This window comes from Achromobacter sp. SIMBA_011 (assembly GCF_046535435.1).
Lineage (GTDB): Bacteria > Pseudomonadota > Gammaproteobacteria > Burkholderiales > Burkholderiaceae_B > Achromobacter > Achromobacter dolens.
This window is the reverse complement of the sequence record NZ_JAWRWN010000002.1, coordinates 1,225,068-1,244,690: the sequence shown is the minus strand read 5'-3', so window position 1 is coordinate 1,244,690 and position 19,623 is coordinate 1,225,068. Positions and strand designations below refer to the sequence as shown.

Here is a 19,623-nt window from a genome sequence, read left to right as displayed (position 1 = left end):
GCGCGAGGCTCAGCTGCCCTGCTTGTACTTGTCGTGCAGTTCCTGCAGCAGCGGCTGCGGCGGCTGGATGTCCAGGCGCTTCTCGGTGGCGATCAGCCAGCCGCTGCGGTGCCAGCCCTGGATCACCTTGTCGACGGCGGCGATGGTGTCGGCCTCGCCCTTGCGGGTCCACACCACCGAATTGGCCGGCAGCACTTCCGTGGCGATGGGCGCGTGGTAGTCGGCCCATTCGGGATTGGTGCGCAACAGCGGATGGATCAGGGTCGAATCGTGCACCGCCGCCACGCACTGGCCGCCGCGCAGCGCCAGCAGCGAGTCCGAAGAACTCTTGTAGCCCTTGACCACCGCGCCGTAGTCGGCCTGCAGGGGACGCGCGAAGCTGCTGCCCTGCGACACGCAGACCGGCTTGCCGCGCAGGTCTTCCCACTTGGCGATGCCGCTGTCCTTGCGGGTGGCGGCCGCGCCGCCCACGCGGAAGAAGGGCGTCGGCGCGTAGCCCAGGATCTCGGCGCGCTCCGGATTCAGCTCCATCGACGCGATCAGCAGATCGACCTTGCCCGAGATCAGGAACTGGGTGCGGGTGGCGGTCTGCACCTGCACCAGCTCGGCCTTCACGCCCAGGCCCTTGGCCAGTTCACGCGCCAGGTCGGGGTTCCAGCCGACGAGCTGCTGCGTGGCCGGGTCGATCGAGCCGAACACGCCCCCGTTGGCCAATACGCCGATGGTGACGGTGCCGCGTTCCTTGATCTTGTCCAGCGTGGCGTCGGCATGGGCGCCGGTGGCGCCGGCCGCCAGGGCCAGCGCGACGGCCGCCTGCAGGATACGGCCGGAGATATTGCGAGTCTTCATGTTGTTGTGTCGTAGGCATTGAACGAAGTTCTATGCTGCGGTCCGGCGCCGCACAACACAAAGAAGACTTTCAGATATGAATATGAAACCGCTGTTGCGGCGCATCTACTGGAGCTTGACGTCGGCCGTGGCAATCACGCGGCGATAGGTGGCGATGTCGTCGCGCACGGTCTGGTCGACCGCTTCGGGCGTCGAGGCGGCGATGGCGAAACCCAGGTTCTCCAGCAGCGTGGCGGTCTCCGGTTCGCGCAGCACGGCCACCACGTCGCGATGGATGCGCTCGACCAGCGCGCTCGGCGTCGAAGCCGGCACCACGAAGCCCTGCCAGCTCTCGACCGCGTAGTCGGCCAGCCCCGCCTCCTGCATGGTCGGCACCTCGGGCAGCGCCTTGGAGCGGTACGGCGTGGTCACCGCCAGCGCCACCAGCTTGCCCGAGCGCACGTTCTCGGTGGCGGCGGCCAGCGTGATCAGCATGGCGTCCACGTGGCCGCCCAGCACATCCAGCGTGGCCGGCCCGCCGCCCGGATAGGGAATCTGGTTGGTCTTGGCGCCGATGCGCTCGTTGAGCAGTTCCACCGCCAGGTGCTGCAGGCTGCCATTGCCGCCAGGCAGCGCCAGCGAGATCTCGCCGGGCCGGCTGCGCACCAGCGCCACGAATTCCTGGAAGGTCTTCACGCCCAGGCCCGGGCGCACGACCAGCAACTGCGGATTGACCACCGCCTTGGTCAAGCCGCGCAGGTCGCGCAGCGGATCGTACAGCGGCTTGCCGGGTTGCAGCGCGTTCAGCGACAAGGCGTCGCCGCCCAGCAGCAGCGTGTAGCCGTCGCCGCGCGCATGCGCCACCGCGGCATTGCCGATAGCGCTGCTGGCGCCGGGCTGGTTCTCCACCACCACGCTCTGCCCCCACTTCTCGCTCAGCTTCTGCGCGACGGTGCGCGCCAGCTTGTCGGCGCTGCCGCCGGCCGCGATCGGCACGATCAGCTTGACCGGCCGGCTCGGATAGCGCGTGGCGTCGTCGGTGGCGGCCGGCGCGGCGCCGGTCATGTTGCTCAACAAGCCCGCGCCCACCACCACGCCGCCGGCCAGGCCGAGCGCGGCCTTCAGTACGGATCTGCGTCGATTGCCCATCATCCTGCTCCCTGCGGAAATTCCAAGCAGGCCAGGATAGGAGCGCGCCGCGCGCCGGACAAATACCGATGCGCAATGTGGAAATGCCGGGGCGGCCCTTTGCCGGGGCGGCCCTTTGCCGGGGCAGCCGTTTGCCGCGCCGCCGTTTTCCGGGGCGGTCGTCTGCCGCGGCGGTCGCGCCCGGCTACGCCAGGAACGCCAGCATGCGCCGCGCCAGTTCGCGCGGCTGCTCTTCCGGCAGATAGTGGCCGCAATCGGCCAGCACCCCGCCGCGCAGGTCGCGCGCCAGCGGCCCCAGCGCCTCGTACAGATCGGGCGCGCTGCCGTGTTCGCCGCCCAGCGCCAGCACCGGCTGCGTCAACGGCGTCTCGCGCAGCGCCCGGTTCTGCTCGGCCGACTGGTGCGCCGCGCGGTAATAGCCCAGCATGCCGCGCAAGCCGCCCAGCGTCTGGTAGACGCGCTCGTACTCATCCAGGTCGGCGCGGCTGAACACGCCCGGCTTGTTGGCGGTCTTGCGGCTGAAGAACCACTCGATCAGCACCCGCTCGCGTCCCTGCAACAGCGCTTCGGGCAGGTCCGGCACGGTGTTGAAGAGGAAATGCCAGCGCTTCCAGTTGTCCGGTCCCAGCTCGAAGCTGGCGGGCAGCGTCACGCCGGGGATGTTCGCGTCCAGCAGCACCAGGCGCTCGACCTCGTCGGCGTGGCGCGCCGCGTAGGGATAGGCGATCCAGGCGCCGATGTCGTGCCCGGCCAGCGCGTAGCGCGTCAGCCCCAGCGTGTGGAACAGCGCCCGCAGGCGCTCGCCCGCCGCGCGAGTGTCGTAGCCGTCCAGCGGCTTGTCCGAGTCGCCCTGCCCGGGCAGGTCCACCGCATAGAGGCGGAAGTGCGGCGCCAGCAGGGGCATGACCCGGCGCCACGCGTACCAGCTCTGCGGAAACCCCGCCAGCAGGATCAGCGCCGGCCCGGCGCCGCCTTCCACCACGTGATAGCCCAGGCCGTCCACCCGCACCTGCCGGTGGCGGAACGGCACGCCGTCCAGCGCGAAGGCGTCGGCGTCGTTGAAGGTATCCATCGTCCGTCTCCTTTCAATGCAGCGCGCCGCCGCCTTCCTTGACATCCGCCGTGACGGCCAGCGAAGTCGCCACCATCACCTTCACGCCTTCGATCAGCGTCTCCAGCGCCAGGCTGGGCTGGCCGGGATGATGGGCCGCCATCTCCGGCAGGTACGGCACGTGCACGAAGCCGCCGCGCAACGCCGGACGCTCGGTGGCGATGTAGTGCGACAGGCCGTAGAAGATGGTGTTGCAGTTATAGGTGCCCGCCGTCGACGACACCGACGCCGGCACGCCCGCGCGCCGCAGGTCGCGCACGATGGCCTTGATCGGCAGGGTCGAGAAATAGGCCGCCGGGCCGCCCGCCACCACCGGTTCGTCGATCGGCTGGCGGCCTTCGTTGTCGGGGATGCGCGCGTCCACCACGTTGATCGCGACGCGTTCGATCGACACGTCGCCGCGGCCGCCCGCCTGGCCCAGGCAGATCACCAGGTCCGGTTGCGTGTCCTCGATGGCCTGGCGCAGCACGCCCACCACCTTACCGATCACGCACGGCAGTTGGCGCGCCACCAGGGTGGCGCCGGCCACTTGCGCGCCATCGAGCCGCCGCGCGGCTTCCCAGGAGGGATTCAGGGTTTCGCCATCGAACGGTTCGATGCCGGTAATCAGTACGGTCGTCATTGCGCAGTCCTTCGATTCCATTGCTGCCAGCCATGGTAGGACCGCGCCATGGGATTGTTGAAATCCATAATCGCTATTCGTATTATTGATGGCATGAATCTTTCCGCCGTCGACCTGAACCTGCTGGTCGCCTTCGAGGCGCTCTACGACACCCGCAACGTGACCCTGGCCGGCCAGCGCATCAACCGCGCCCAGCCCTCGGTCAGCAGCGCGCTGGGCCGCCTGCGCCTGCTGTTCCAGGACGAGCTGTTCCTGCGCACCGCCGACGGCATGCAGCCCACGCCCAAGGCCGTCGCGCTGATGCCGGCCGTGAGCGCGGCGCTGGACCAGATCCGCCAGGCGCTGGCGCAAGGCGCCGGCTTCGATCCCCAGGCCGCCGCCGGCCGCCGCTTCACCGTGGCGGCCAGCGACTACGCCGACGTGGTGATCGTGCCGCACATCGTCGCGGCGCTGCGGCGCGACGCGCCCGGCATCGACCTGCGCATCGCGCGGCTCGACCGCGCCGCCCTCTACGAGCAACTGGACAACGGTAGCGTAGACCTGGCCATCGGCGGCCACCTGGCGCCGCCCAAGCGCATGCTGCGCGAACGGCTGTACCAGGAACACTTCGTCTGCATCGCCGACAGGCAGCATCCAGCGCTGCGCGGCCGCAAGCTGGACCTGGCGCGCTACGTGGCGCTGCCGCACGCGCTGTTCACGCCCAGCGACGACGGCTCGGCGCGCGGCGTGGTCGACGCCAGCCTGGCGCGGCTGGGCCAGCGGCGCCGGGTGGCCTGCACCTTCGCCCACATCGTCGCGCTGCCGCACGCGGTGCAAGGCACCGACCTGGTGGCCACGCTGGCGCGGCGCGCCGCCTTGCGGCTGGCCGGCCCCGGACTGACGCTGCGGCCGCTGCCGCCCGAGGTCGACCCGGGCCCTTTCGATATCGACATGGTGTGCAGCCGGCGCGCGCCCGGCGACGCGGCGCTGGCGTGGCTGCAACAGGTGGTCCGCGACGCCGCCGCGCGGCTGGCGGATTGACCGGGCGCCCATGAAAAAAGCCGGCCCCCTGTACGGGAGCCGGCTTGGCGTGCCGGGCGGCGCGCTGCCGCCTCACGGCGATCTCAATTGGCTTTTTCGTCCTCGCCGGCATAACCGCTGATGTAGGGACGGCCCGAGCAGCGCACCATCGCCACGCAATTGGGCAGGCCGCTCTTGGTGCTGCAGGTGTTGCGCGCCGCATCGCGCGCCGCCTTCGGATCCGGATCGAGCGCGGTGTAGCTGGTGCCGCGCCCCTTCACGCCCTTGGCCCAGGCCATGCCGACGCAGGTGTCGCGGTAGGTCAGCACCTTGGTGCAGCCGGTGCATTCATCCCATTCCAGCAGTTGGTTGAGGGCGTCCTTCTCATTGGGGTAGCCGTCCGAGTACGTCAGGTCGCCCGAGTCCTTCTCGGCGACGGCGCCCCAGTATTCGCGGTCGTTGAGCTTGGCGGACAGGGCTTCCAGCTCGGCGGGCGTGGCCCTTCTGGCCGCCTCCATGTCCTGCGCGCTGTAGCCCGGCCCGACGCACAGCGGCATCGTGGTCAGCCAGCATTTGCCGTTGGGGCTGCCGGCGGTGCAGCGTCGGATCGCCTTCTTGGCCGCCATTTCCGGCGACACGCTGTTGCCGGGGAACAGGTCGTTCGAGGTATTGCGGGCATAGGTCATGCAACTGTCCGAAAACCAGCTCAGCGATTTGCAGTCCTTGCCGCCGCCCTTGCGGCAGGCCGCCAACGCCGCCGCTTCGGCCGCCTTTTCCGAATCCTCGGGCAGCGCCCAATAGATCTTGGCGTGCTTGCCATCCGTCGCAATGCCGCCATACAGTTTGTCGGCGTGCGCCTGCGGCGCGAACAGGCCGGCCATCAACGCCAGCGCGCCGAGCGCCGCGCGGATGGTCGGGGAAAATCGGGCAAATAGCATGGTCAGTGTCCGGATCGGGTGGATTCAGCGGCCACGATCTTAGCAAAGCGGATCGGTCGGTCCGTCCCCTTTGCCAATACGACGCGGGCATATTGAGTAACAAATTTCACCATTGGCGCAAGGAAGCTGGCCCCGTTTATCGGTAAAAATGGCGGACATTTCGTAAGCAGGCTGTCAGTCTGCAATCATTCTCCCGTCGCAGGGCTGGCCACCCCGGCCTGTCACGAAGAGAAACAAAACGCCTGGCGCCCGGCCCGCAATCGCAGCCGCCGCGCCCGACCGACACGGAGCGCCGACCACAAGCCATGATCTTCCCCTCGCCCCTTTCCGCCCGCCGTCCGACGCTGCGCCTGGCCGCCAGCCTGATCGCCGCCGCCAGCCTGGCCGGATGCGCCCCGATGCCCTCCGGCGGCAGCTCCTCGTTGCCCTCGCTCAGCCGGGTCTTCTCGGAAGGCCTGTCGTTCTCGCCCAGCGTCAACGTCGCCCGCAACATGCAGGGCCGCTCGATCAACGACGCCATCGCGGCGCTGGGCGAGCCGTCCCGGAAACGCGCCGTCGGCAACACCATGGAACTGGAGTGGTCCGACTACCAGGCCGCGCCTTACCAGGAATGGGTGACGACCGGCACCAGCCAGCAGGTCGTCGGCATGATCCCGGCCACCAACACGACCGCCGCGACGCCGGTATTCCAGCAAAGCACCAGCGGTTATTACCAGGGCCGCACCCGCATTTATGAATGCAAGGTGCTGATGCGCATGAAAGACAGCGTGATTGTCGATTCCACGGTCGACGGCAACGTCTGCCCGGAATTCATCGCCGCGCTGCGTAAATGGGCCGGTGAAAATGAAGCGAAGAATTATGTCGTGAAATAAAGCCCGCGGCGGCGCATGACAGGCGTCGCCCGCGCGAATCGATTATGTCGCGATGCGCAGCATCTTTTTTGTCGACATTATTTTTGGAATCCCCCAAAACTGTCACTTAACTGAATATAAAGGCCTTCAAAAAAGCAAAAATAAATATCACCGGCAGATTAATTTTTCGCCGCGCCCGCCGTTAGTCATGGTGATACTCCCCGGCAAGCCTCATTGGGCAGTTGTTGCCCGCCAGGACTACCACTGACATGACCACGATCTCCAGCTACACCCCGCCGCTCGTCATCGCCCCGCAGGCGCCGGCGACCGGGGTGTCCCGCGTCACCACCGTCAACCGCAGCCCCGACATCCCCGCGTCCACCTCGGTGACGCTGGGCCAGCCGACCAACGTGCTGACCTATTCTCCCGAGTCGGTCGCTGCCGGGCAGGTGCAGGAACCCGACGCGCTCTCCTCGCTGATGTCCGACAACGTCCGCGCCTCCTCGCTGACCGGCCAGTTCAAGGGCCTGGCCGCGGCCCTGCTGGGCCGCATGCAGAACGATGGCGGCAACTACGCGCTGACGATCCCCTCGGCCCGCGCCGCCGCCCCGGTGGACGGCATCGCCGCGCCCCAGGGCGCGGCCGTGGCCGACAACTCGGTCGCGCTGCGCATCACCACCGCCAGCGGCGCCAAGGTCACGGTGACCCTGGAAAGCAATGAAAAGGGCCTGGGCGTGCAGATCGACGTGGGCGATGCCAAGCTCACCGAAGAAGAACGCAGCGCCATCGCCGGCCTGTCCAAATCGTTCCAGGACGCCGTCGATGGCCTGGCCTCGGTGCCGCCCAAGCTGGCGCTGGGCGCGCTGGCCAAGTTCAACACCAGCGTGCTGTCGTCGGTGTCGCTGGAAGCCACGGTCGGCGCCGAGGGCCCCGACCGCGTCAGCTTCAATTTCCAGGCCGACGCGGGTCAACGCTCGCTGACGGTCAAGACCGTGGCCGGCTCGGCCCGGATCAACGTCGACGCCAGCCAGCCCAGCCAGTTCGGCAGCGCCCAGCAGCAGACGACCGCCATCAACAACTACCTGAGCAAGTTCGACAGCGCCCAGAAGCGCGGCGAAGGCGATGCCACGCTGATGGCCCTGTTCAAGTCGGGTTTCGCGGACCTGCACAAGAGCTACGGCGACTGGGCGCCGCAAGGCACCGCCACGACGCGCCTGGGCATGCCGGCCGAAGTGCATCGCACCATGCTGTCCGGCCTGGCCGACTTCTCCGCCTCGATCAACCAGGCGCCGGTCGCGTCCAATCCGTTGCGGCCGCGCGAATTCGACACCTTCTCCTACGAGACCTCGCAGAACACCACCTCCAGCGGCCGGCCCCAGCTCGACCTGGCGATCACGCAACAGCAGCAATCGTCGCTGAACGCCAGCTTCCACCGCGCGCTCTCGCCCGATCAGAAGCTGAACCTGACCAAGGACCCCGAGTCGCAGAACTACGCGTTCCACCAGATCCGCGACGATTACAGCAACCGCACCGACATCGCCTACGAAGACGGCGAACTGGCCAAGGCCTCGTTCACCGAGTCCAGCACCATGTCGACCCTGGTGAGCAAGTTCATCAAGGGCAAGCTGGTCGACCAGAGCCGCATCACGCCCACCACCCAGACCCGCACCCAGGACCTGATGGGCCTGCTGCGCGCGGCCGACCTGACCAGCCACCGCGACGACACCCGCACCCCGCGCGACCAGGTCGAGGCCGACCTGATCCGCAAGCAGGAAGACCTGGCGCAAGCCGTGGCGCGTCTGCGCGGCTGATACGACGAGGCACGCAAAACGGGGCAGGCCCGGCGATCCCGCCGGCCTGCCCCGTCGCTTTTCTTGCCCCGCCGCCAGGGCCGGCTAGGCGTCCTGCGGCAGTTTCGCGATCACCTTGATCTCGAAATCGAAGCCGTACAGCCAGGTCACGCCAACCGCCGTCAGCGTCGGATGCGGCGCCTGGCCCCAGTATTCCGGCACCACCTGCCAGATGGTTTCGAAGCGGGACGCCGGATCCACCATGAACACCGTCACGTCAATCACGTCCTCGAAGCTGGCGCCCGCCGCCTTCAGGATCGCGTTCAGGTTGTCGAACGCCTGCCGCACCTGCGCCTGCAGATCGGGTTCGGGCGAGCCGTCCTCGCGGCTGCCCACCTGGCCCGATACGAACAGAAAGCCATTCGACCGCACCGCCGGCGAATAGCGGTTGCGTTCATACAGCGCCTGGCGCCCGGCCGGAAAAACCACATCACGCGTTGCCATACTCATTCTCCTGTCCCGGGCCTTAAAGCCCGTATTGATGATGCAGGCACTGTACGGACGGCGCCGCCGCCGATAAACGGGCAAGCTTGTCCATCACTGTTTGTAAAATGCAAACAATCCCCTGATCCCCTGGAGTGGCGATGGACCGTTTCGACGCAATGCAGGCCTTCGCCCGCGTGGTGGAAACCGGCAGCTTCACCAAAGCGGCCGAGACGCTGCACATGAGCAAGACCAGCGTCACGCAACTGGTGCAGCAGCTCGAGGCCCGCCTGCGCGTGCGGCTGCTCAACCGCACCACCCGCAAGGTCAACGTCACCGCCGACGGCGCGGTCTACTACGAGCGCGTGCTGCGGCTGCTGGCCGACATGGACGACGCCGAAACCAGCCTGTCCGTGGCCGCGTCCGTGCCGCGCGGGCGCCTGCGGGTCGACGTGCCCAGCCCGCTGGCGCGCATGATCCTGGTACCCGCCCTGCCCGCCTTCCACGCGCGCTACCCGGATATTCAGCTCGACATGGGCGTGAGCGACCGCATCGTCGACGTGATCGGCGAAAACGTCGACTGCGTGGTGCGCGGCGGCGAACTGACCGACCAGTCACTGATGGCGCGGCGCGTCGGCGACCTGCAATTGCGCGTCTATGCCGCGCCCGCCTACCTGCAACGGGCCGGCGCGCCCGCGCATCCGCGCGACCTCGATGACAGCCACCACCGCATCGTCGGCTTCCTCTGGTCGCGCAGCGGCAAGCCCCTGCCCTACGCCATGCATCGCGGCGACGAAAGCATCCACGCGCACGGACGCTATGTGGTCGCGGTGGACGACGGCAACGCCTACCTGGCGGCGGGGCTGGCCGGCATGGGCATTCTGTGGCTGCCCGACTACATGGCGCGCGAACATGCCGCGCGCGGCGAGCTCATGCCGCTATTCGAGGACTGGCAACTGGACCCGATGCCGCTCTACATCGCCTTCCCGCCCAACCGCCACGTCAGCGCCAAGCTGCGGGTGTTCATCGACTGGGTCGCGGAACTGATGGCGGAGCATGCGCCACCCGGATTCGCGCGCCTACCCCCGCCCACCACAATACGGCAATCGAAGAGGCCAGACCAATGAGCGAATGGAGCGAGATCAAGGCGCGCTTCAAGCGCCCGCTAAGTGCGCTGTTCCTCTGCCTGATGCTGCTGATTTTGTCCCGCGATCTCTTCGACGCCGCGGCCAAGGCGTACCTGCCGCCCGATCCCGCCACGCTGCACGCCGTCGCCGTGCGCGTGGACAGGTTGGCCGTATGCCCCTACTCGCGGACCGCCAGTTCCCGGCAGAACAGCGGCTACAGGCCCCTTTGCTATTTCTCGAACGACTATCCCGACGTGGCGTTCGAGGCGGGCGCCGTTGTGACCGGCCTCGTCCTGCCACGGACCTTGGAACTGCTGACCGACCGCGAGCCGAACGACCTGAAGAACGTCTACGAGGGCCAGATGTTCAGCGTGCACGTGCCCATCAGGGTTCATGGGGTGCGCCAGATGGACGGCAAGGTGTTGTGGGATCCGGTGGCCACCTACGATAGCGCCTGGTCCAACAAGCAGCGCAAGAAGGCGTATGCCTGGCTCGTGGTGCTGATCGCGCTGGGCTGCGCCGCCTACGCCTTCCTCAGGATCCGGGCGATCCTGCGCGATCCGCATCTATGACCTGACGGCCCGTCGCCCCGCCTGGCTCAGGTCCGCCTGGCCAGCCACACCGTCGCGTTGCCGCAAGCGGCGTCCCATTCGACGTGGCGCAATACCTCGAAGCCGTTGGCCGCGAGCAGCTCGCGGTATTCGGCGCTGTCCAGGCTGCCGTGATAAAGCGGCTGGCCGTCGAGCTGGCCGATGGCCTCGCCCAGGGTCGTGCCGCTGGTGAACATCAGCGCCGCGCCCTGCGCGGCCAGGCGCCGGAACTGCGCGAACATGGGCCGCTGGTCCTCGGGCGACAGATGGAAGAAACTGTGCCACGCGATCAGGCCGTCGAACGGCCCGGCGCAAGGCAGTTGGCGCATGTCGGCGGCAATCCACGCCTGTTCGGGAAAGCGCGCGGCGGCGCGCGCCAGCAATGCGGTCGAACTATCGACACCGGTAATCCGGCAGCCGTGCTCGATCAGGTGGCCGGCGATCGGCACGCCGGTGCCGCAGCCGATGTCCAGCACCCGCGGCGTGGCCGTCGGCAACGCCGCCAGGAAGTCGGCCAGCCAGGCGCGCTCGATCAACGCGGCGCCGCGGTCGCGCTCGAACGCCGCCGCATGCGCCTGATACAAGGCCATCACGCCGGCGGACAGGGGATGGATCATCTGCGCGTCGCCTCCCGACGTCAATCCAGTCTCGGACCGGCACCGTGCCGGCCTGTCATGCCAGGCGCCGGATGCCCTAGCGCGTGACAGCGCCATGACAATCTTGCGGCTGGCGAGCCGTATTCATACAGCTGATATTAAGGCATCACCCCTACAATCGATCAGACCCCACGGGATGGCTTCCACGAGCCGGCACGGCCTGAAACAGATATTCACGCGCCTTTGCAGCTTGACGGGAACTCTGCCCCGTGTGCGCTTATCCATAATCTGTCCGTTGCCTTCCGGTTCGTATTCCATGCCGTCATCCCCGCAGCAGCCTTCTCCCGATCAGGGCGGAATTGTCATCCACGCCGCCGAGGCGTTGGAAACGACGCAACGCTTCCTGTCCGACCTTGGGCTGCGCGCCGCCGCCAATTGCCACGCGCGAACCGGCGCCACCGGCGTGCATGCCGCGCTCACCCCTGGCTTCGCCGCCAGCTACCTGCCCGACCACGACACCACCGGCGTGGCGCGGGCGCTGAGCCTGCGCACCGACGCCAACGAAGCCGACCTGGACCGCGAGATCGTGCTGGCGATGCTGGCCAGCCCGGTCGCCTTCGACTTCCCCAGCGTGGCGGAACTGGCCTCGGCCGTGCGCATCCGTCGCTACATCGTGCAGGCTGCCGGCAAGACCGCGCTGGCCTTCGACACCGAACACGCCGAGCGGCCCGAGGACTACTGGACCTACGACGAGGCGCGCGGCTTCACGGTGTTGCCGGGCCGCTCGCTGATCGACGGGCTGCGCAAGGCCACCCAGCCCGAGGCCTCGGGCCAGTTGTATTCGTTCTCGTGCTACCGCGCCACCGAATACGTCACCGTGCTCGGCATCGCGCAGGAACTGCAGACCGCCAACCCCGAGCTCGGCCGCCGGCTGCAGCGCCAATGGGAAACGCGCGCGGTCATGTCCGGCAGTTTCCACGACACCTTCCTGCACGAATACGGCGCGCTCGACGCGCCCTTGCCGCAGCGCTTCTACGTGCCGGGAGACCGGCTCTGGTTCCGCAACCCCGACGCCGAATCGTCGGACGTCGAAGGCTACGAAGGGTCCTGGGTGTTTTACCTGGGCGGCGGCCTGTTCAACAATTTCTGGGAACGCGGCGCGCCGTACACGTTGACGTCCAAGTGCGTCGAGATCTACCACTGGCGCCACGGCCTGCGCACCGACGCCGCGGGCAAGCGCCATATCGATGAACAGATCGTCAAGGAACGCGTGCACGAGACCCTGGCCGACCCCGAGGCCACCGCCATCATCCTTGAACGCATGATGCGGATCCGCGACCCGCAGGGCGTGTACGCCGAAGGCGGCTGCATCGACGCCACCCGCGAGCGGGTGCGCTGGGTCCGCCCCGGCCATTGCGACATCGTGCTGCCGGACTTTCCCGGCGCGGCGCGGGCGCTCTCCATCGCGGCCTGATTCCCCGAGCCGCTCGGCTTGAATGCCTCAACGGGCGGCGGCCCCTGAATCCCCGCGCCGCCCCGTCGCCGGCATGACGCGCGGCTAGCGTTTGCCGAAGTCCTTCTGCTTGAAATCGGTCTCGCCGCGATACCCGTACAGGCGCGAAACCGCCTGGAAATCCTCGGGCGAGAAGCCGGCCCAGGAATAGTTGCGCACGTTCTTCTTGCTCTGCGCATCGCGCACGTAGAAAGACAGCGACGCTTTCTGCTCGGGCACGTTCACCGCCTTGTGCAGCGACGGCACGAATTCATATTGCGACGTGGGGTAGGTTTTCTTCACGCCCAGCAGCGTGCCGACCTGGATTTCGCTGTCGCTGAAGGCGTATCGGTTCACGAACACATAGTCCTTGCGGACCGCCAGGAACACGACCAGCGCCAGCGCCACGGTGGCCAGATAGAAGCCCGGCGTATTGATGTCTCGGTCGACCGTGTAGCGGTAGGCATAGTTGAATACCAGCGACAGCAGGCCCACGGCGATGACCAGTTGCCCCAATTGGGAAAACAGCCATTTGGCCTTGTTCTGGATGTTGACGGTCAGCATTGCGAGAGTCCCTATGACGGTTGTTATTGGAAGCACGGGAATGGCAAGCGCGTAGTGTGCCGCAAGCGGGCGGGCCGTAACCGTTCCGTCTACGCTTTGTTACCCCTTGGCCAATTGCGCCGCCAGGGCCAGCGCCTGCGCCAGGAACGGCGAGGCGTCGTCCTTGCGATAGCTGGCGATCACCGGCGACACGAAGGCCTCGGCGTCGATGCGCACGTGAGCCACGTCGCGCCGCTGCAGGCGCTGCACCGAGGCCGGCACCACCGTCACGCCCAGTCCGGCCGCCACCAGGCCGATGGCGGTCTGCAGCTCGTTGGCCTCCTGCGCCACCTGCGGCGCGTGGCCGGCGGCGCGGAACAGGTCCAGCACATGGTCGGCGAAGTTGGGCCGCGGCCGCGCCGGATACAGCAGGAACGGCTCCTGCGCCAGCCGGTCGACCGACACGCTGTCGCAGCCGGCCAGCGGATGCCGCAGCGGCACGGCGGCCATCAGCGGCTCGGTCATCAGGACACGGCGCTCGATCGCCGGATCGTCCAGCAAAATGCGGCCGATACCCAGGTCGATGCGGCCGGCCTTGAGCGCCTCCAGTTGCGGCAGCGTAGTCATTTCCATCAGCCCGACCTCCACCTGCGCGTCGGCGCCGCGCAATTGGCGGATCAGCTCGGGCACGAAGCCGTACAGCGTCGAGGGCACGAAGCCGATGCCGAACCAGCGCCGCCGCGCCTGGCCCAGCCGGCGCGTGCCCTCCAGCACTTCGTCCAGCCTTGCGGTCAGCAGCCGCGACTGCTCCAGCAGAAAGCGCCCGGCCTCCGTCAGGCGCAGGGCGCGGGTGGTGCGTTCGAACAGCGCGACGCCCAGTTCCTCTTCCATCTGGCGGATCTGGCGGCTGAGCGGCGGCTGCGCCATATGCAGCGCTTCGGCGGCGCGGGTGAAGCTGCCCTCGCGCGCCACCGCCTGGAAGTAGCGCAGGTGCCTGAGTTCCATGGTTTATCCAAACCCTGAAGGTATAAATGAAGACCCATATAGTCTTGGACTCAGCGGCGTAACGCAAGCGATACTGCGCTTGCCCTGAAGAACCTGCTTTGGAAAGTATGAATCCGGTAACGATAAATTCGGTCGAGGCGATCCTGGTGGATCTGCCGACCATCCGCGCCCACCAGTTGGCCATGGCCGTGATGCAGCGCCAGACGCTGGTGATCGTGCGCCTGCGCTGCAGCGACGGCATCGAGGGCATCGGCGAGGCCACCACCATCGGCGGCCTGTCGTATGGCGAGGAAAGCCCGGAAGGCATCAAGCTGGCCATCGACACCTACCTGGCGCCGGCGCTGGCCGGCCTGGACGCGGCCAACATCCACGCCGCCATGCGGCGCCTGGAAACCGTGGCGCGCGGCAACCGCTTCGCCAAGTCGGCGCTGGAAAGCGCGCTGCTCGACGCCCAGGGCAAGCGCCTGGGCGTGTCGGTCTCGACCCTGCTGGGCGGCGCCGTGCGCGCCAGCCTGCCGGTGCTGTGGACCCTGGCCAGCGGCGATACCGCGCGCGACATCGAGGAAGCCGAATCGCTGCTCGCCAGCCGCCGGCACAACACCTTCAAGCTCAAGGTCGGCCGCCGCGCCGTGGCCGACGACGTGGCCCACGTGTCGCGCATCAAGCAGGCGCTGGGCGAGCGCGCCCGCGTCACGGTGGACGTGAACCAGGCCTGGAACGAGGCCGACGCGGCCGGCGCCATCGCGCGCCTGGAAGCGGCCGGCGTCGACTTGATCGAACAACCCATCCCGCGCGCCAACCTGGCCGGCATGGCGCGGCTGGCGGCGCGCTTCGTGGTGCCCATCATGGCCGACGAAGCCATCAACGGCCCCGAGGACGCGCTGGCCATCGCGCGCCTGGGCGCGGCCGACGTGCTGGCGCTGAAGATCGCCAAGTCGGGCGGCATCCACGAAATGCTGCGCACCGCCGCCGTCGGCGACGCCGCCGGCATGTCGCTGTACGGCGGCACCATGCTGGAAGGCTCGGTCGGCTCGATTGCCTCGGCGCATGGCTTTGCCTGCCTGCCGCGGCTGTCGTGGGGCACCGAGCTGTTCGGCCCGCTGCTGCTCAAGGACGACATCGTCGCCAACCCGCCGCGCTACGCCGATTTCGAGATGGAGATCCCCACCGGCCCGGGCCTGGGCCTGGAACTGGACGAAGACAAACTGGCTTTCTACCGCAGGGACCGCTGACGCGCCCTGCCCCACGGTTGTTCCCGCGCGCCGGCCACGCATCGGCGCGCGGAAAAATAATTCAAGCACACGGAGACACGACATGGTTTTGCGCCACGCTTTCAAACACCTCGCCCGGGCCTGCATGGGCCTGGCCCTGCTCGGCGCCGCCAGCGGCGCGATGGCCGACGGCTATCCCGACCGGCCGGTCAAGTGGATCGTGCCGTTCCCGCCGGGCGGCGCCATGGACAGCATCGCCCGCACCCTGGGCGAGTCGATGGGCAAGCAACTGAACACCTCGTTCATCGTCGAGAACCGCGCCGGCGCCGGCGGCAACATCGGCGCGGCCAGCGTGGCGCGTGCCAAGCCGGACGGCTACACCATCCTGATCGTGGCCAACGGCATGGCCGTGAACCCGGCGCTGTACGCCGACCTGAACTATGACCCGATCAAGGACTTCGCGCCGATCTCGCTGCTGGCGGTGGTGCCGAACGTGCTGGTCACCAACCCCGCGCGCAACGACGTCAAGAGCGTGGACGAAGTGATATCCAAAGCCAAGGCGCAGCCCAACCACTACACCTACGCCTCGGCCGGCGTCGGCACCTCGATCCACCTGGCGGGCGAGCTGTTCGTGTCGATGGCCAAGATCGACATGCTGCACGTGCCCTACAAGGGCAGCGGCCCGGCCATCGCCGACCTGCTCGGCGGCCAGGTGGACTACATGTTCGACAGCATCACCTCGGCCAAGCCGCACATCGAGGCCGGCAAGCTGCGCGCATTGGCGGTGACCACCGCCAAGCGCTCGGCCGCGCTGCCCAACGTGCCCACCGTGGCCGAAAGCGGCCTGCCCGGCTACGAGCTGATGCCCTGGTTCGCCGCCTTCGCGCCGGCCGGCACGCCGCCCGAGGTCGTGGCCAAGCTCAACGCCGCCATGCGCCAGGCCCTGAACGAGCCCAAGGTCAAGGCGACGCTGGATTCGATCGGCGCCGAATCCATCGGCGGCACGCCCGACGAACTGCGCGACTACCTGGCCAAGGAAACCGCGCAGTGGAAGGTGCTGGTGAAGGAACGCAATATCAAAATCAACTGAGTCCCGCGCGGACTCGAACCGGGCGTCGCGCACACCCGCATCGTCACGAACGCCGGCTGGAAGTCATTCCGGGCCGGCGTTTTTTTTGGCGAGGCCGGAAATCCGGCGCGTGGCGCGCTATGGCCTGGCGATCTTCGGACCTGCTGGCGCCCGCCCCTGTCATCACGATTGCCGCCCCGCCATCGCAATCACGGGTGGCAGGCGATCGGCGCTCAGGCCGGCGCGGCCGTCGTATCCAGCAGATGATCGACAATCGCCAGGATCTGCTCGGCGGCTTCGGCGATGTGGTGTTCCAGCGCCGCCTCGGCCTCGCCGGCGCGGCCCTGGCGACAGAACGCGATCAGGGCGCTGTGCTCGTCGTGGGCCTGCTGGCGGATCGGCGCGTTGACGATCTGGAAGCGGAAGTAGCGTTCGGATTTCTCATGCAGCGCGCGCACCATGGCCAGCGCCGCCGGCCGCTGCGCGGCGCGGTACAGCAGCTCGTGCAACTGCCAATTGAGCCGGCCCCACTGCTGCGGTTCGGCGCTGTCCATCCGCGCCACGATGCGCGCCGCCTCGTCCAGTTCCTCGGGCGTGTGCTGCGACACCGCCAGCCGCAGCAGCCAGGGTTCCAGCCGCAAGCGGATGTCGAAGAACTCCTGCACTTCGGCCCGCGAGAGCATCGAGACGTACGCGCCGCGATGCGCGATCATGTCCACCAGGCCTTCGGCGCTGAGCTGGCGGATCGCCTCGCGCACCGGCAGCCGGCTCACCCCCAGTTCCTCGGCCAGCAGTTCCTGGCGCAGGGCGGAGCCCGGCGCGATCGCGCCGGACAGGATGCGGTCGCGCAGTTCGTCGACCACCAGGTCGACGGCGGTCTTGCGCACCAGGCGGCCGGCGGATCCGGCGGCGGCGCGGGGTTGGGTGGCGCTGGCGGGAGAGGAATTCTGGGACACGTCACATCCGGTGGAGGATTCCGCCCGGCGGACGCCGGGCGGCGGCGGATCCGTTCCACCTGCCCCACGCCCAGGAAAACCCCGAGAGACAGCCGGTGTCCGGAACCCGTTTAATGTGAGTATATTGGATCCATGATCCAACAGAAATCTGCGCCCTCGCCGGGGCGATGGTTCGAGGCCGCGCGCCTCGTTTTTCTGGCCCTTTTATTTTGGATCCAATATCCAATCAATAGCCCGACAATACAAACCGGGCGGATCACGCAACAGGAGCGGCAGCATGAGCATTCAATGGCAAGGCGTATTTCCCGCGGTCACCACCAAACTGAAACCCGATTTCTCGCTGGATGTGGACGCCATCCGCCAGGGCCTGGAGCGCCTGATCGCCAACGGCGTGGGCGGCGTGGTGATGATGGGCATGGTGGGCGAGAACGCCCAGCTTTCGCCCGAGGAAAAGCTGGAGGTGCTGCGCATCGCGGTCGAGACCGTGCGCGGCCGCGTGCCGGTGGTGTCCGGCGTGGCCGAGACGGGCACCGCGCGCGCCGCGGCCTTCGCGCGCCAGGCGGCGCAGATCGGCGTCGATGGGCTGATGGTGTTCCCCGGCCTGACGTACAAGTCGGACGAGCGCGAAACGGTGGCGTTCTATCGCAGCGTGGCGCAGGCCAGCCCCCTGCCGATCCTGCTGTACAACAACCCGCGCGGCTACGGCGTCGACCTGACGCCGGACCTGGTGGCGCAGTTGCTGGAGGAGCCGACCATCGTCGCCATCAAGGAGGAATCCTACGACACCACCCGCGTCACCGACCTGATCACGCGCTTCGGCGACCGCCTGGCGGTGGTCTGCGGCGTCGACGACCTGGTGCTGGAAAGCGCCGCGCTGGGCGTCACCGCCTGGGTCTCGGGCATGGCCAACGCCGTGCCGAAAGCGTCGGTGGACCTGCTGCGGCTGGCGGTCGAAGGCGACTTCAAGCGCGCCCGCAAGCTGTACGCGGCGCTGACGCCGCTGTTCCACCTGGACACGGTGGTCAAGCTGGTGCAGCACATCAAGCTGGCCGAGCACCTGATCACCGGCAGCGCCGAAACCGTCAAGCCGCCGCGCCTGGACCTGGCCGGCGCCGAACGCGAACGCACCCTTGCCATCACCCGCCAGACACTGGCGGATCTTTCAGCCCTGGGCTACTGATACCGGAGCCACCATGACCCGCACCCGCCTGCCCGCGCTGGCCTTCAGCGCCCTCTCCTTCCTGGCCTGCGTCGCGGCCGCCCCCGCCGCGATGGCGGCCGACTATCCCAGCCGCTCGATGGAGCTGGTGGTCGCCTACCAGCCCGGCGGCGGCAGCGACAACACCGCCCGCGCCATCGCCGAGGCGGTGCGCCCGCCGCTGCTGGCGCAACCGACCGTGGTGATCAACAAGCCCGGCGCCAGCGGCTCGATCGGCTGGTCGTACGTGGCCAACGCCCAGCCCGACGGCTACAAGCTGGTGCTGATGACGCCGGAAATGCTGGTGGTGCCGCTGATGGGCATCGGCAAGACCACCGTCAAGGACTTCCAGCCGATCGCCCGCTTCACCGACGATCCGTCGTCGGTCACCGTGCGCGCCGACGCGCCGTGGAAGACGGTGGAGGAATTCCTCGACTACGCGCGGAAGAATCCGGAACGGGTGGCGGTGTCCAACGCCGGCATCGGCACCGTGCCGCACATGGCGGCCGCGGCGCTGGGCGAGCAGACCGGCGTGAAGTTCGTGCACGTGCCGTACCAGGGATCCGCTCCGGCCATCATGGGCCTGCTGTCCGGCGACGTGCAGGCCACCACCGTGGCCTATGCCGAACTGCAGCAACACGTGGACACCGGCAAGCTGCGCACCCTGGCCGTGATGGCGCCCAAGCGGCTCGACACCCTGCCGGAGGTGCCGACCATGAAGGAACGCGGCGCCGACCTGCAGTTCAGCGTCTGGCGCGGCATCGGCCTGCCGAAGTCGGCCCCGGCCGACGCCATCGAGAAATGGCGCGCCGCCGCGCGCCAGGTGGCGCAGTCGCAGGACTTCCAGGCCCTGATGCGCAAGCAGAACCTGACGCCGTCATACGCCGACCAACCGCAATTCGCGGCCGACGTGGCGCGGCAGGAACAGGCCTTCAATGCGCTGGTGCCGAAGCTGAACCTGAAACCCTGACGCGGCGAATCCGGACGCGGAAAACAAAAACCCCGGCTCCAGGCCGGGGTGGGAATCAGGTCTTACATGATGGGGCGTAGGCTTGCGCCCATTGG

20 protein-coding genes are annotated in these 19,623 nt (G+C 68.0%); 10 read left to right on the top strand and 10 right to left on the bottom strand.

Annotation, left to right across the window (positions count from 1 at the left end):
* Positions 1-9 precede the first annotated feature (9 nt).
* The 4 genes from SB816_RS12815 to pcp form a co-directional block, all read right to left on the bottom strand.
* Positions 10-849: a transporter substrate-binding domain-containing protein gene (locus tag SB816_RS12815; protein ID WP_054416957.1), complete on the bottom strand. Its 840-nt coding sequence runs from the start codon at positions 847-849 to the stop codon at positions 10-12.
* 105 nt (positions 850-954) lie between these two features.
* Positions 955-1,980: a Bug family tripartite tricarboxylate transporter substrate binding protein gene (locus SB816_RS12810; RefSeq protein ID WP_410547091.1), complete on the bottom strand. Its 1,026-nt coding sequence runs from the start codon at positions 1,978-1,980 to the stop codon at positions 955-957.
* A 181-nt stretch (positions 1,981-2,161) separates the two neighbouring features.
* Positions 2,162-3,049, bottom strand: coding sequence for an alpha/beta fold hydrolase (locus tag SB816_RS12805; RefSeq protein ID WP_054504222.1), 888 nt, complete (start codon positions 3,047-3,049; stop codon positions 2,162-2,164).
* Between the two features lie 13 nt (positions 3,050-3,062).
* The gene (gene pcp / locus SB816_RS12800) at positions 3,063-3,710 is read right to left on the bottom strand and encodes a pyroglutamyl-peptidase I (RefSeq protein WP_054430555.1); all 648 of its coding nucleotides are present in this window, start codon (positions 3,708-3,710) and stop codon (positions 3,063-3,065) included.
* A gap of 93 nt (positions 3,711-3,803) precedes the next feature.
* Here pcp and SB816_RS12795 point away from each other — a divergent pair, with 93 nt between their 5' ends.
* On the top strand, positions 3,804-4,730 hold the full coding sequence (locus SB816_RS12795; RefSeq protein ID WP_054504223.1) for a LysR family transcriptional regulator: 927 nt from the start codon (positions 3,804-3,806) through the stop codon (positions 4,728-4,730).
* An 83-nt stretch (positions 4,731-4,813) separates the two neighbouring features.
* On the opposite strand, the gene SB816_RS12790 is transcribed toward SB816_RS12795, so the two are convergent.
* Positions 4,814-5,647: a DUF4189 domain-containing protein gene (locus SB816_RS12790; RefSeq protein WP_054504224.1), complete on the bottom strand. Its 834-nt coding sequence runs from the start codon at positions 5,645-5,647 to the stop codon at positions 4,814-4,816.
* Between the two features lie 305 nt (positions 5,648-5,952).
* On the opposite strand from SB816_RS12790, the gene SB816_RS12785 reads away from it, so the two are divergent.
* Positions 5,953-6,519: a hypothetical protein gene (locus SB816_RS12785; RefSeq protein ID WP_054504225.1), complete on the top strand. Its 567-nt coding sequence runs from the start codon at positions 5,953-5,955 to the stop codon at positions 6,517-6,519.
* A 248-nt stretch (positions 6,520-6,767) separates the two neighbouring features.
* Positions 6,768-8,309 carry a hypothetical protein gene (locus SB816_RS12780; RefSeq protein ID WP_410547090.1) on the top strand — a complete coding sequence of 514 codons (1,542 nt, stop codon included), beginning with the start codon at positions 6,768-6,770 and terminating at the stop codon, positions 8,307-8,309.
* Between the two features lie 84 nt (positions 8,310-8,393).
* Here the strand turns inward: SB816_RS12780 and SB816_RS12775 are convergent, their stop codons facing one another.
* Positions 8,394-8,792, bottom strand: a complete 399-nt coding sequence (locus SB816_RS12775) for a RidA family protein (RefSeq protein ID WP_054430560.1) — start codon at positions 8,790-8,792, stop codon at positions 8,394-8,396.
* 140 nt (positions 8,793-8,932) lie between these two features.
* Between SB816_RS12775 and SB816_RS12770 the strand changes: the two genes are divergently transcribed.
* Positions 8,933-9,898, top strand: a complete 966-nt coding sequence (locus SB816_RS12770) for a LysR family transcriptional regulator (RefSeq protein WP_410547089.1) — start codon at positions 8,933-8,935, stop codon at positions 9,896-9,898.
* Positions 9,895-10,470, top strand: a complete 576-nt coding sequence (locus SB816_RS12765) for a hypothetical protein (RefSeq protein WP_269872616.1) — start codon at positions 9,895-9,897, stop codon at positions 10,468-10,470. Before SB816_RS12770 ends, SB816_RS12765 begins: the two co-directional genes overlap by 4 nt.
* Before the next feature lie 26 nt (positions 10,471-10,496).
* Here SB816_RS12765 and SB816_RS12760 read toward each other — a convergent pair whose 3' ends face one another.
* Complete coding sequence (locus SB816_RS12760) at positions 10,497-11,105, bottom strand: class I SAM-dependent DNA methyltransferase (protein ID WP_410547088.1); 609 nt, start codon at positions 11,103-11,105, stop codon at positions 10,497-10,499.
* A gap of 295 nt (positions 11,106-11,400) precedes the next feature.
* Here SB816_RS12760 and SB816_RS12755 point away from each other — a divergent pair, with 295 nt between their 5' ends.
* Positions 11,401-12,558 carry a hypothetical protein gene (locus SB816_RS12755; RefSeq protein ID WP_269872614.1) on the top strand — a complete coding sequence of 386 codons (1,158 nt, stop codon included), beginning with the start codon at positions 11,401-11,403 and terminating at the stop codon, positions 12,556-12,558.
* Between the two features lie 84 nt (positions 12,559-12,642).
* Here the strand turns inward: SB816_RS12755 and SB816_RS12750 are convergent, their stop codons facing one another.
* On the bottom strand, positions 12,643-13,140 hold the full coding sequence (locus SB816_RS12750) for a hypothetical protein (RefSeq protein ID WP_054504231.1): 498 nt from the start codon (positions 13,138-13,140) through the stop codon (positions 12,643-12,645).
* A 99-nt stretch (positions 13,141-13,239) separates the two neighbouring features.
* The gene (locus SB816_RS12745) at positions 13,240-14,124 is read right to left on the bottom strand and encodes a LysR family transcriptional regulator (protein ID WP_047990854.1); all 885 of its coding nucleotides are present in this window, start codon (positions 14,122-14,124) and stop codon (positions 13,240-13,242) included.
* A gap of 107 nt (positions 14,125-14,231) precedes the next feature.
* On the opposite strand from SB816_RS12745, the gene SB816_RS12740 reads away from it, so the two are divergent.
* Together SB816_RS12740 and SB816_RS12735 are read left to right on the top strand one after the other, a co-directional pair.
* On the top strand, positions 14,232-15,356 hold the full coding sequence (locus SB816_RS12740) for a muconate/chloromuconate family cycloisomerase (RefSeq protein ID WP_006385347.1): 1,125 nt from the start codon (positions 14,232-14,234) through the stop codon (positions 15,354-15,356).
* A gap of 82 nt (positions 15,357-15,438) precedes the next feature.
* Positions 15,439-16,425, top strand: a complete 987-nt coding sequence (locus SB816_RS12735) for a Bug family tripartite tricarboxylate transporter substrate binding protein (protein WP_144657489.1) — start codon at positions 15,439-15,441, stop codon at positions 16,423-16,425.
* Positions 16,426-16,637: 212 nt separating this feature from the next.
* Here the strand turns inward: SB816_RS12735 and SB816_RS12730 are convergent, their stop codons facing one another.
* Complete coding sequence (locus SB816_RS12730) at positions 16,638-17,360, bottom strand: GntR family transcriptional regulator (RefSeq protein ID WP_374700862.1); 723 nt, start codon at positions 17,358-17,360, stop codon at positions 16,638-16,640.
* Positions 17,361-17,637: 277 nt separating this feature from the next.
* On the opposite strand from SB816_RS12730, the gene SB816_RS12725 reads away from it, so the two are divergent.
* On the top strand, positions 17,638-18,540 hold the full coding sequence (locus tag SB816_RS12725; RefSeq protein ID WP_144657491.1) for a dihydrodipicolinate synthase family protein: 903 nt from the start codon (positions 17,638-17,640) through the stop codon (positions 18,538-18,540).
* A gap of 13 nt (positions 18,541-18,553) precedes the next feature.
* Entirely contained in the window at positions 18,554-19,528 is a 975-nt protein-coding gene (locus SB816_RS12720; protein ID WP_395756532.1) for a tripartite tricarboxylate transporter substrate binding protein, read from the top strand.
* Positions 19,529-19,623: the final 95 nt, after the last annotated feature.

Coding starts and splice junctions, on each gene's coding strand:
- SB816_RS12735 (WP_144657489.1), top strand. CDS start 15,439: ATGGTTTTGCGCCACGCTTTCAAACACCTCGCCCGGGCCTGCATGGGC.
- SB816_RS12805 (WP_054504222.1), bottom strand. CDS start 3,049: ATGGATACCTTCAACGACGCCGACGCCTTCGCGCTGGACGGCGTGCCG.
- SB816_RS12775 (WP_054430560.1), bottom strand. CDS start 8,792: ATGGCAACGCGTGATGTGGTTTTTCCGGCCGGGCGCCAGGCGCTGTAT.
- SB816_RS12770 (WP_410547089.1), top strand. CDS start 8,933: ATGGACCGTTTCGACGCAATGCAGGCCTTCGCCCGCGTGGTGGAAACC.
- SB816_RS12785 (WP_054504225.1), top strand. CDS start 5,953: ATGATCTTCCCCTCGCCCCTTTCCGCCCGCCGTCCGACGCTGCGCCTG.
- SB816_RS12750 (WP_054504231.1), bottom strand. CDS start 13,140: ATGCTGACCGTCAACATCCAGAACAAGGCCAAATGGCTGTTTTCCCAA.
- SB816_RS12780 (WP_410547090.1), top strand. CDS start 6,768: ATGACCACGATCTCCAGCTACACCCCGCCGCTCGTCATCGCCCCGCAG.
- pcp (WP_054430555.1), bottom strand. CDS start 3,710: ATGACGACCGTACTGATTACCGGCATCGAACCGTTCGATGGCGAAACC.
- SB816_RS12760 (WP_410547088.1), bottom strand. CDS start 11,105: ATGATCCATCCCCTGTCCGCCGGCGTGATGGCCTTGTATCAGGCGCAT.
- SB816_RS12810 (WP_410547091.1), bottom strand. CDS start 1,980: ATGATGGGCAATCGACGCAGATCCGTACTGAAGGCCGCGCTCGGCCTG.
- SB816_RS12745 (WP_047990854.1), bottom strand. CDS start 14,124: ATGGAACTCAGGCACCTGCGCTACTTCCAGGCGGTGGCGCGCGAGGGC.
- SB816_RS12725 (WP_144657491.1), top strand. CDS start 17,638: ATGAGCATTCAATGGCAAGGCGTATTTCCCGCGGTCACCACCAAACTG.
- SB816_RS12790 (WP_054504224.1), bottom strand. CDS start 5,647: ATGCTATTTGCCCGATTTTCCCCGACCATCCGCGCGGCGCTCGGCGCG.
- SB816_RS12720 (WP_395756532.1), top strand. CDS start 18,554: ATGACCCGCACCCGCCTGCCCGCGCTGGCCTTCAGCGCCCTCTCCTTC.
- SB816_RS12740 (WP_006385347.1), top strand. CDS start 14,232: ATGAATCCGGTAACGATAAATTCGGTCGAGGCGATCCTGGTGGATCTG.
- SB816_RS12755 (WP_269872614.1), top strand. CDS start 11,401: ATGCCGTCATCCCCGCAGCAGCCTTCTCCCGATCAGGGCGGAATTGTC.
- SB816_RS12765 (WP_269872616.1), top strand. CDS start 9,895: ATGAGCGAATGGAGCGAGATCAAGGCGCGCTTCAAGCGCCCGCTAAGT.
- SB816_RS12815 (WP_054416957.1), bottom strand. CDS start 849: ATGAAGACTCGCAATATCTCCGGCCGTATCCTGCAGGCGGCCGTCGCG.
- SB816_RS12795 (WP_054504223.1), top strand. CDS start 3,804: ATGAATCTTTCCGCCGTCGACCTGAACCTGCTGGTCGCCTTCGAGGCG.